This window comes from Allobosea sp. CER48 (assembly GCF_044752385.1).
In the GTDB taxonomy this organism is placed as follows: Bacteria; Pseudomonadota; Alphaproteobacteria; order Rhizobiales; family Beijerinckiaceae; genus Allobosea.
The window spans coordinates 1-9,629 of sequence record NZ_JBIWYK010000076.1 but is presented as its reverse complement, the minus strand read 5'-3'; the positions used below and the strand labels follow the sequence as shown (position 1 = coordinate 9,629).

Genomic DNA, 9,629 nt, shown 5'->3' with positions numbered 1-9,629 from the left:
TTAAAGCCCACGCAGCCTGAAGCGATGCTTGGCACGAGAGGGAGGTGCGTTGCCTGCCCGACCCGTCAGGAGATCGCGACATGACCATCAAGAAGCAGAGCGTAGCCGTGCTCGGAGCCGGCCAGATCGGCGTCATCATCGCCGGCATGCTCGCCGAGCAGGGCCATGACGTGACGCTCGCCGACGCCTCCGCGGCCCAGCTCAAGCACGCCGCCGGCGGCCGCTTCGCCACGGAGACGGTCGATGCCTCCAGTCTCGACGCGCTCCGCGCCTTCCTGAAGGACCGCGACATCGTCGTCAGCGCCTGCCCCTACTTCCTGAACAAGGGCATCGCGAAGGTCGCCGCCGAGACCAAGACCCATTATTTCGACCTCACCGAGGACGTCGCCACCACCTCCTACATCAAGGAGCTCGGCGCCACCTCCGACGTCGCGCTGGTGCCGCAATGCGGCCTCGCCCCCGGCTTCATCTGCATCCTCGGCGCCGACATGGCGGCGCGCTTCGAGAACGTCCGCACCATCAAGATGCGCGTCGGCGCGCTCCCGCTCTACCCGACCAATGCGCTGCGCTACAACGTGACCTGGTCTGTCGACGGCCTGATCAACGAGTACTGCAACCCCTGCGAGATCGTCTTCGACGGCCAGCCGACCCTGGTTCCGGCGCTGGAAGGCATCGAAGGCGTGATGATCGACGGCGTGGCCTACGAGGCCTTCAATACCTCGGGCGGGCTGGGCACTTTGACCGAGACGCTGGCCGGCAAGGTCCGCAACATGAGCTACAAGACGCTGCGCTATCCCGGCCATGCCGAGATCATGAAGCTGCTGCTGCGCGATCTCGAGCTCGCCGATGACCGCGAGACCATGCGCCGCATCCTCAGCCACTCCGCGCCCTTCACCCGCAAGGACGTCGTCGTGATCTTCGTGACCGGCGTCGGCGAGCGCAACGGCCGCCTGGAAGAAGAGAGCGTGGTGCTGCGTTATGACGGCAATGACGAGCTCGGCGCGATCCAGCTCACCACCGCCGCCGGCTGCGTCGCGATGATCGAGCTCTTCCTCGCCGGCAAGCTGCCCGCCAAGGGCTTCGTGCGCCAGGAGGACGCCGTCCTCGCCGACTTCCTCGCGACCAGGGCCGGCACCCGCCTCCTGCGCGAGGCGCGCGGCGCCGATGCCGAAGGCCTCGCCCCCACCGTCGCGATCAAGAGCGCCGCCTGAAGGCCGGCGCCCTCGAAAGTCGGGCTCTGCGGGTCAGAGCCTGAGGCCCAGCCCGCGCAGCTCCGCGCGCAGGTCGATGGGCTCCACGAAATGGACGGTCCGCATGCCGACATCGCGGGCCGCCGCCACGTTCCTCTCGCTGTCGTCGACGAAGATGCAGTCCCCGGCCTTCAGGCCGTAGCGGCCGAAGAGCACCTCGTAGATCGCCGGGTCAGGCTTCAGCAGCCGCTCGTGGGCGGAGACGACGACACCGTCGAAGCTCTGCAGGAACGGGAAGCGGATCAGGCACTCCGCCCATTTCTCGCGCGAGAAATTGGTGATGGCGTAGACCTTTTCGCCCTGCATCTTCAGGTCCTCCAGCACCGCGACGCTGTCGGCGATGGTATGCGGCACGCTGTCGTGCCAGCGCTCGTCGAACGCGCGGATCTCGCGCGCCCATTCCGGATGACGGGCCACCAGGAGCGCCACGCCCTCCTCCCATGAGCGGCCACGATCCTGCTCGATGTTCCAGGCCATGGTGCAGACATTCTGCAGAAACCAGTCCAGCCGTTCGGAATCGGGAATCAGCGATCGGTAGATCAGCCGCGCATCCCAGCGCAGCAGGACATTGCCGACATCGAAGACGACGGTGGGATTGCTGGAAGCCATGATCGAGCCCAGATGAAAGGGCCGGCAGGACACTGCATTCACGCGCTTGTGTCCAGACGTGCAGGACAGTGGCCGACCCCATCGTTTATGCCGAGGCATGAGCGCAAGCATCGGAGACCACCCCTTGAAGGCATGGCTGCCATGGACTGACCGGCAGGGCCGCTTCTCGGCGCTGCGGGCCGCAACCTTCGCCTTGCTGCTGGTGCCGGCGCTGCTGTTGCTGCACGCCGCCTGGATGCATCAGCTCGGCTCGAAGCCCTGGACGCAGGCCATCCACCAGACGGGGACCTGGACGGTCAGAATCCTCATCGTCACGCTCGCCGTCTCGCCCTTCCGGCGGCTCTTCGACTGGGGCAAGCTGATCGGCATCCGCCGCATGCTCGGACTCGGCGTGATGGCCTATGCTCTCGGCCATCTCGCGCTCTACTGCATCGACATGGCCTTCGACTGGGGGCTGATCGTTTCCGAGATCGTCAAGCGCTTCTACCTGACCATCGGCTTCGTCGCGCTGCTGGGCCTCGTCGCGCTCGGCGCGACCTCGACCGACGGCATGATCAGGCGGCTCGGCAAGAACTGGCAGCGCCTGCATAATCTCGTCTATCCGATCGCGATGCTGGCGCTGCTGCATTTCGCGCTGCAATCGAAGATCGACGTCACCGAACCGGTGCTGATGAGCGGGCTCTTCATGCTGCTGATACTCTATCGCGGCCTCTATCGCTGGAAGCTGCCGGTGACCGTGCCGTCCCTAGCCGGTGTCGCGCTTCTCGGCGGCCTGCTCACTGCCGGCCTGGAGGCGGCCTGGTACGAGGCGACCTCCGGCGTCTCGGCCTGGCTGGTCTTCCAGGCCAATGCCGACATCCTGACCTACCAGGATTACGCCTCGCTGCGGCCGGCGCACTGGGTCGCGCTCGCGGGCCTCCTGGTCGCGTTCGGCCATGGCCTGCGTGCCCGCAGGCCGCGCCCGCCGCGGCAGGCGCGCCAGCCCGTCGCGGCGCGGGCCGCGTGAAAAGAAAATCTTTCCAAGTTTCGACATCTTCCAGATGGAAAGGGTTTCCCCCTCCAGCACTCATGCTCTAACCCTATGACATGCCTGACGATGAGCACGCCCAGCCCACGGCCGATGTCGTAGAAGCCGAGTTAGCCTCGGAAGGCATCAGGCCCGCGCAGGCCCGGGTCTCGCCTTTCGTCCCACTGCAGCAGCCGATCTTCCGCGCCGTCTGGTTCGCCAGCCTAGCCTCGAATTTCGGCGGCCTGATCCAGGCTGTCGGCGCTTCCTGGATGATGGCGTCGATCTCGCCCTCGGCCGAGATGGTGGCGCTGGTGCAATCCTCGACCACCCTGCCGGTGATGCTGTTCTCGCTGGCGGCCGGCGCGATCGCCGACAATTACGACCGGCGCAAGATTCTGCTCACCGCCCAGGTCTTCATGCTGCTGGTCTCGATCGGGCTGGCGCTCTGCGCCTGGTTCGGCCTGATCAATCCCTGGCTACTCCTGACCTTCACCTTCCTGATCGGCTGCGGCACGGCGCTCAACAATCCCGCCTGGCAATCCTCGGTCGGCGATATGGTGCCGCGCCGCGACGTGCCGGCTGCGGTGACGCTGAACAGCGTCGCCTTCAACATCGCCCGCAGCGTCGGCCCGGCGATCGGCGGCGCCATCGTCGCGGCCGCCGGCGCGGTCGCCGCCTTCGCCATCAATGCCGTCAGCTACATCCCGCTGCTCATCGTGCTCGCCCGCTGGCAGCCGCCCAAGGTCGAGCGGCTCCTGCCGCGCGAGACGCTGCTGATCGCGATGAGCGCCGGCGTGCGCTACGTCGCGATGTCCCCGAACATCCGCTCGGTCATCCTGCGTGCCTTCGTTTATGGCTTCGGCGCCATCGTCGGCCTCGCGCTGCTGCCCCTGATCGCGCGCGACCTGGTGCGCGGCGGCCCGCTCACCTATGGCGTCCTGCTCGGCGCCTTCGGGGCCGGCGCAGTCGTCGGCGCCTTCATGAGCGCGAGGCTGCGGCGTGCGATGAGCACCGAGGCGCTGGTGCGCTCCACCTTCACGGCCTATGCCGTGGGCGTCATCTTCGTCGCGCTCAGCACCACGATGCCGCTGGCGATGGTCGGGCTGTTCGTCTGCGGCGCCTGCTGGGTGCTGGCGCTCTCCACCTTCAATGCCACGGTGCAGCTCTCGGCGCCGCGCTGGGTGGTCGGTCGCGCGCTCGCGCTGTACCAGATGGCGGCCTTCGGCGGCATGGCGACCGGGAGTTGGGCCTGGGGCCGCCTCGCCCAGCATTTCGGCGTGGAGAAGGCCCTGCTGATCTCGGCCGTCACGCTGCTCGCCGGCGCGGCACTCGGCCTGCGCTACCGGCTGCCGCCGCTGGAGGCACTCAATCTCGATCCGCTCAGCCGCTGGAGAGAGCCGAAGGTCGCGGTCGATATCGAGCCGCGCTCCGGTCCGGTCATCGTCACGATCGAGTACATCGTCAAGCCTGAGGACGTCGTCGCCTTCCTGAACGTGATGGCGGAGCGGCGGCGCATCCGGCGGCGCGATGGCGCGAGGCACTGGACCCTGCTGCGCGACCTGACCGACCCGACACTCTGGATCGAGCGCTATGACAGCCCGACCTGGGTCGAATATGTCCGGCAGAACCAGCGCGTCACCCAGGCCGATGCCGAGATCGGCGAGCGCGTCAGAGCCCTGCACAGCGGGCCGAACCCGCCGGTCGTCCACCGCATGATCGAGCGGCAGACGGCCTCGTTGCCGCAATTGCTGGCCGCACGCTCCCCGACGCTGGCGGATTCGCTGGCCGATACGTCGCGGCCGGCCTGAGCCTCAGCCGACGATCCAGAGGCCGGCCAGCCCGACCATCCCGACCACGATGCGCCACCAGGCGAAGGGGGCGAAGCCGCGCTTCGAGACGAAGTCGAGGAAGCTGCGCACCACGATCAGTGCCGAAAAGAAGGCTGCGACGAAGCCCACGACGATCAGGATGCCGTCGTCGAAGGTGAGATCCTTGTAGCTCTTGAGCAGGTCATAGGCGAAGGCGCCCGCCATGGTCGGCATGGCGAGGAAGAAGGAGAACTCCGCCGCGGCGCGCTTGCTGGCGCCCAGCAGCATGGCGCCGACGATGGTCGAGCCCGAGCGCGAGACGCCGGGAACCATGGCCAGGCACTGGATCAGGCCGATCTTGAAATACATCGGCAGCGGGAAGGCGGTGGCGTCGGTGTGCTTCTCCTGCAGCTCCATCTCGTCCACGACGAGCAGGATCAGGCCGCCGGCGATCAGCGTGCAGCAGACGATGAAGGGGTTGAACAGCACGGTCTTGATGAAGCCGTGCAGCAGGGCGCCGATGATCGCGGCGGGCAGGAAGGCGATCAGCACGCCGATGACGAAGCGCCGGGCGGAAGGATCCGTCGGCAGCCGGACCGCGATGTCGAGCAGGCGGCGGAAATAGACCAGCAGGATCGCCAGGATCGCGCCGAGCTGGATCAGGACCTCGAAGGTCTTGCCGTTCGACTCGAAGCCGAGGAAGTGCCCCAGCAGCAGGAGGTGCCCCGTCGAGGACACGGGCAGGAACTCGGTCAGGCCCTCGACGATGCCGAGGACGAAGGCTTCGATCAGGTTCTGCATGCGGGAGCATCCTCGCGCGAATCACGCCGAGCCTGGCTGGCTTCGGGCATCGTCTCGTCGGCTTACGCCCAGGCCTTTGCAAATTGGTTACCACTTCGCGAAGGAGCCGGGACAAATTGTCGGCACCCGCATCGCGGCGGGTTGTGACGCTTTTCGGGCGCGATTATAGCAAGCCTCGGCCGCCCCTTCGGATCGCTACAAAGTCCGGCGGCCCTGCTTCCGACGCATTTTGCCTGCTTCACAAGTCTTCATGAGTGCCATGGCGACCCTGTACCATTACCCGCTGTGTCCGCATTCGCGTTTCATCCGTCTCGTGATCGGCGAGTTCGGCATGGAGGCCGAGCTGGTCGAGGAGCGCGTCTGGGAGCGGCGACGGGAATTCCTCGAGCTCAATACGGCGGGGACGACGCCCGTCTTTCAGGAGCAGAACGGCCTGCCCGTGCCCGGCGCCGGACCGATCGCGGAATATCTCGACGAGACCCGCGGGCTGGCGTTCGGCGACCGCCGCCTCCTGCCGGAGGGGCCGGGCGAACGCGTCGAGGTGCGCCGCCTGCTGGACTGGTTCAACCTCAAGTTCCATGAGGAGATCACCGGCCCGCTCGTGCTGGAAAAGGTGATGAAGCGGTTCATGAGCCGCGACGATGGCGGCGGCCCGCCGGAGATGAGCGCGATCCGCGCGGCCCGGGCGAATGTGCGCTATCATCTGCGCTACATCTCGTGGCTGCTGGCCAAGAGGAACTGGCTCGCCGGGCCGCAGCTGAGCTATGCCGATCTCGCGGCGGCAGCGCACCTGTCCTGCGTCGACTATCTCGGCGACGTACCCTGGGAAGAGGATGAGGCGGCTCGCTCATGGTATGCGAGGATCAAGTCGAGACCGAGCTTCCGGCCGCTGCTCAGCGACCGCATGCCAGGCATGGCTCCGAGCGCCCATTACGACAATCTGGATTTTTGAGCCCGGAGAAGCTCAAGCGCGCCGTCGCGGAAAGGGCGCACGCCGAAGGCTTCGCGTTGATGCGCGTCGCGGCCGCCAATGCCATACCTGAGGCGCCGGAGCGGCTCGAAGCCTGGCTCGCCAGCGGCTATCAAGGCGAGATGGGATGGATGGCGGAGCGCCGGGACCAGCGCGCCGATCCGCGCCAGCTCTGGAGCGAGGTTCGCTCGGTCGTCATGCTCGGCATGAACTACGCCGGCGAGGGCGACCCGCTCGCCATGCTCGCCCAGCCCGGGAAGGCCGCGATATCGCTCTATGCCCGCCGGCGGGACTACCACGACGTCATCAAGGGCAAGCTGAAGAGCATCGCCGGCCTCCTCGCGGCGCGCGGCGGCGCCGACGTCAAGGTTTTCGTCGATACCGCCCCGGTCATGGAGAAGCCGCTCGCGCAGGCCGCCGGGCTTGGCTGGCAGGGCAAGCATACGGTGCTGGTCTCGCGCGAGCACGGGTCCTGGCTGCTGCTCGGCGCGATCTACACCACCGCCGAGCTGCCGGCGGACGCCGCCGAGCGCGATCATTGCGGCTCCTGCCGGCGCTGCCTCGAAATCTGTCCGACCGACGCCTTTCCGGCGCCCTATCAGCTCGATGCACGGCGCTGCATCGCCTACCTTACCATCGAACATGCCGGCCATATCGACGTGGCATTGCGACGGGGTATCGGCAACCGCGTCTTCGGCTGCGACGACTGCCTCGCCGTCTGCCCCTGGAACAAGTTCGCGCAGACCGCGCAGGAAACCCGGCTCGCCCTGAAGGACGAACTCGACGGGCTCGACCTCGCGGCGCTCGCCCGCCTCGACGACGCCGCGTTCCGCGCGCTGTTCGCCGGGACGCCCGTGAAGCGCACCGGGCGCGACCGCTTCCTGCGCAATGTCCTGATCGCGATCGGCAACAGCGGCCGGCCGGAACTCGTCGAAAGCGCCCTGCCCCATCTCGCCGACCCGTCGCCGCTCGTCCGGGCAATGGCGGTCTGGGCGCTGGGCCGGCTCGACGTCGCACGCGCCCGCCAGCTCGCTCCCTCCCAGCTTGGTGGCGAGGACGACCCGCAAGTGCGCGCCGAATGGCGCGCCTTCACGCCTGAGACGGAAGACGCCGCATGAACATCCTGATCCTGGGCCTCGGCTATTCGGCCGGCTTTTTCGCGCGCGCCGCATTGGCGCAGGGATGGGAGGTGACGGGCACGGTGCGCTCGGCCGAGAAGGCCGGCCGGCTCAGCCGCGAGGGCATCCGCACGCTCGTCTTCGACGGTTTCGCCGTGTCATCGGCTCTCGGGAAGGCGGTGGCGGAGGCTGACGCCGTTCTCGTCTCGGTACAGCCGGCGGAGGATGGCGACCCGGCGCTCGGACCGCTGCGCGCGTCGCTCGCCGCCGCGCCCAACCTGCGCTGGATCGGCTATCTCTCCACGATCGGCGTCTACGGCGACCAGGACGGCGCATGGATCGACGAGGCCACTCCGCCGGCGCCCACCAACGCCCGCACCCGGCAGCGCGTCGCCATAGAGGAGGCCTGGCTGCAGCTTGGGCGCGACAGCGGCAGGCCGGTGCAGATCTTCCGCCTCTCCGGGATCTACGGCCCCGGCCGCAACGCCATCACCAAGCTGCGCACGGGAACCGCGAACCGCCTGATCAAGCCGGGGCAGGTCTTCAACCGCATCCATGTCGACGACATAGCCGGCGTGCTGATGGCCTCGCTGGCTCAGCCGCGCAACGACGCGGTCTACAACGTCACGGACGATGAGCCCGGCCCGCCGCAGGACGTCATCACCTTCGCGGCGGAGCTAACCGGGTTGCAGCCGCCACCTGAAATCCCGTTTGCGCAGGCGCAGCTCTCGCCCATGGCCGCGAGCTTCTATGGGGAGAGCAAGCGCGTCTCGAACGCTTTGGTGAAGCGGGAACTGGGCTACGCCTTCCGCTACCCGACCTATCGCGAAGCGTTGCGCGCCCTGGCCAAAGCCGGCGAATAGCTTTCGTCAAGCGGCGTGGCGCGGGGTCTCGCCGCCATAGTAGTCGGCATAGCGCTTGTCGATTGCCGAGACGGGCAGCACGACGAGCACGTCGGTCGTTCCGAACTGGCGATCGATGACGGCGCCGGTGCCGAAGCGGGCGCCGATACGCAGATAGCCCTTGATCAGCGGCGGCAGCTGCTTGAGCGCGAGCTTGGTGTCGATCATCTCGGACGGCAGGCGGTCCATGCTGACAAAATGCTCGGCATGCGCTGTCGCGGCCCACTCGCCATCCGAACGAGCCTGATGATGCAGGAAGCTCAGCGGCAGCGCGAGCGCATCGGGATCGGTGCCATCGAAGGACGCACAGCCGAACATCGCGTCGATGCGGTGATGCTGCAGATAGGCCCAGATGCCGGACCAGAGCAGCTCCACCGTGCGCTTGGTGCGATAGGGCTTCAGCACGCAGGAGCGGCCGAGCTCCAGGAAACGCTGACCGGGATGCCGTGCGAGCATCGGCGCCAGGTCGAATTCGCTCTGCGTATAGAATCCACCGAGCCGCTCCGCCGCGCTCTGCCGCATCAGGCGGTAGGTGCCCACGACCTTGGGCTTGATGCCGCCAAAGCGGCCGCGCGCGGCATGATCGATGACGAGGAGATGGTCGCAAGCCTTGTCGAAACGATCGGCGTCCCGCCGGAACATGCGCGCGATCACGTCGGGCTTGGCCGACATTTCCTGGTAGAACACGCGGTAGCGCAAGCGCTGGGCACGCCAAATCTCGCGCGGGCCGCGCGCCAGCCGCACCTCGAGGGAACCCAGCTGGCCGAGTGTGCCCGACAATGGCGGCGCCTCTCCGGGCTCGGCGCCGAACCGGCGCATCGGGCCGCCCGCGATCAGCATCAGCGGGGCGAATCGGGTGAACCGATTGCCGGCTGAAAACCGGGAGGGCAGCGCGTTCTTGCTTTCAGAAACGTGCAATGCCATCGCAAATCTTGTCCCTCAGCCGCGTTCGGCCTTGAGGTAGGCTTGCCCGCACCATCTTACAACTTCGCGACAAAACTGCGTCGAAGCGGTGACGGCCGTCAAGCCGAGAGGCACCCGTTCGGCCGGTGCGAGAGGCGTCTGAGCCAGCGCAGCAGGGCCTCGCGCTCCAGGGGCTTTGCCAGGCAATCATCCATGCCGGCACCCAGCGCCGCCTCGCGATCGGCCGGCGAGACATTGG

9 protein-coding genes are annotated in these 9,629 nt (G+C 67.5%); 6 read left to right on the top strand and 3 right to left on the bottom strand.

Going from position 1 to position 9,629, the window contains the following annotated elements; all coding sequences use genetic code 11:
- Positions 1 to 80: 80 nt before the first annotated feature.
- Positions 81 to 1,211 carry a saccharopine dehydrogenase family protein gene (locus tag ACIPIA_RS05060; protein WP_400507285.1) on the top strand — a complete coding sequence of 377 codons (1,131 nt, stop codon included), beginning with the start codon at positions 81 to 83 and terminating at the stop codon, positions 1,209 to 1,211.
- 33 nt (positions 1,212 to 1,244) lie between these two features.
- On the opposite strand, the gene ACIPIA_RS05055 is transcribed toward ACIPIA_RS05060, so the two are convergent.
- Entirely contained in the window at positions 1,245 to 1,901 is a 657-nt protein-coding gene (locus tag ACIPIA_RS05055; RefSeq protein WP_400507283.1) for an HAD family hydrolase, read from the bottom strand.
- A gap of 82 nt (positions 1,902 to 1,983) precedes the next feature.
- Between ACIPIA_RS05055 and ACIPIA_RS05050 the strand changes: the two genes are divergently transcribed.
- Complete coding sequence (locus ACIPIA_RS05050) at positions 1,984 to 2,865, top strand: protein-methionine-sulfoxide reductase heme-binding subunit MsrQ (RefSeq protein ID WP_400507281.1); 882 nt, start codon at positions 1,984 to 1,986, stop codon at positions 2,863 to 2,865.
- Between the two features lie 80 nt (positions 2,866 to 2,945).
- The gene (locus tag ACIPIA_RS05045; protein WP_400507279.1) at positions 2,946 to 4,676 is read left to right on the top strand and encodes an MFS transporter; all 1,731 of its coding nucleotides are present in this window, start codon (positions 2,946 to 2,948) and stop codon (positions 4,674 to 4,676) included.
- Positions 4,677 to 4,679: 3 nt separating this feature from the next.
- On the opposite strand, the gene ACIPIA_RS05040 is transcribed toward ACIPIA_RS05045, so the two are convergent.
- Entirely contained in the window at positions 4,680 to 5,477 is a 798-nt protein-coding gene (locus ACIPIA_RS05040) for an undecaprenyl-diphosphate phosphatase (RefSeq protein WP_400507277.1), read from the bottom strand.
- A gap of 259 nt (positions 5,478 to 5,736) precedes the next feature.
- On the opposite strand from ACIPIA_RS05040, the gene ACIPIA_RS05035 reads away from it, so the two are divergent.
- Genes ACIPIA_RS05035 through ACIPIA_RS05025 form a run of 3 tightly spaced genes read left to right on the top strand, consistent with a single transcriptional unit; the run spans position 5,737 to position 8,428 of the window.
- Complete coding sequence (locus ACIPIA_RS05035; RefSeq protein ID WP_400507276.1) at positions 5,737 to 6,429, top strand: glutathione S-transferase family protein; 693 nt, start codon at positions 5,737 to 5,739, stop codon at positions 6,427 to 6,429.
- On the top strand, positions 6,426 to 7,565 hold the full coding sequence (gene queG, locus ACIPIA_RS05030) for a tRNA epoxyqueuosine(34) reductase QueG (protein ID WP_400507274.1): 1,140 nt from the start codon (positions 6,426 to 6,428) through the stop codon (positions 7,563 to 7,565). Before ACIPIA_RS05035 ends, queG begins: the two co-directional genes overlap by 4 nt.
- Positions 7,562 to 8,428: an SDR family oxidoreductase gene (locus ACIPIA_RS05025; RefSeq protein WP_400507272.1), complete on the top strand. Its 867-nt coding sequence runs from the start codon at positions 7,562 to 7,564 to the stop codon at positions 8,426 to 8,428. Before queG ends, ACIPIA_RS05025 begins: the two co-directional genes overlap by 4 nt.
- 6 nt (positions 8,429 to 8,434) lie before the next feature.
- Here the strand turns inward: ACIPIA_RS05025 and olsB are convergent, their stop codons facing one another.
- Positions 8,435 to 9,307 carry a l-ornithine N(alpha)-acyltransferase gene (olsB, locus tag ACIPIA_RS05020; RefSeq protein WP_400507270.1) on the bottom strand — a complete coding sequence of 291 codons (873 nt, stop codon included), beginning with the start codon at positions 9,305 to 9,307 and terminating at the stop codon, positions 8,435 to 8,437.
- Between the last annotated feature and the right edge of the window lie 322 nt (positions 9,308 to 9,629).

Excerpts from the sequence above, each read along its gene's own strand:
- ACIPIA_RS05040 (WP_400507277.1), bottom strand. The coding sequence starts at position 5,477 with ATGCAGAACCTGATCGAAGCCTTCGTCCTCGGCATCGTCGAGGGCCTG.
- ACIPIA_RS05045 (WP_400507279.1), top strand. The coding sequence starts at position 2,946 with ATGCCTGACGATGAGCACGCCCAGCCCACGGCCGATGTCGTAGAAGCC.
- ACIPIA_RS05060 (WP_400507285.1), top strand. The coding sequence starts at position 81 with ATGACCATCAAGAAGCAGAGCGTAGCCGTGCTCGGAGCCGGCCAGATC.
- ACIPIA_RS05025 (WP_400507272.1), top strand. The coding sequence starts at position 7,562 with ATGAACATCCTGATCCTGGGCCTCGGCTATTCGGCCGGCTTTTTCGCG.
- ACIPIA_RS05035 (WP_400507276.1), top strand. The coding sequence starts at position 5,737 with ATGGCGACCCTGTACCATTACCCGCTGTGTCCGCATTCGCGTTTCATC.
- olsB (WP_400507270.1), bottom strand. The coding sequence starts at position 9,307 with ATGCTGATCGCGGGCGGCCCGATGCGCCGGTTCGGCGCCGAGCCCGGA.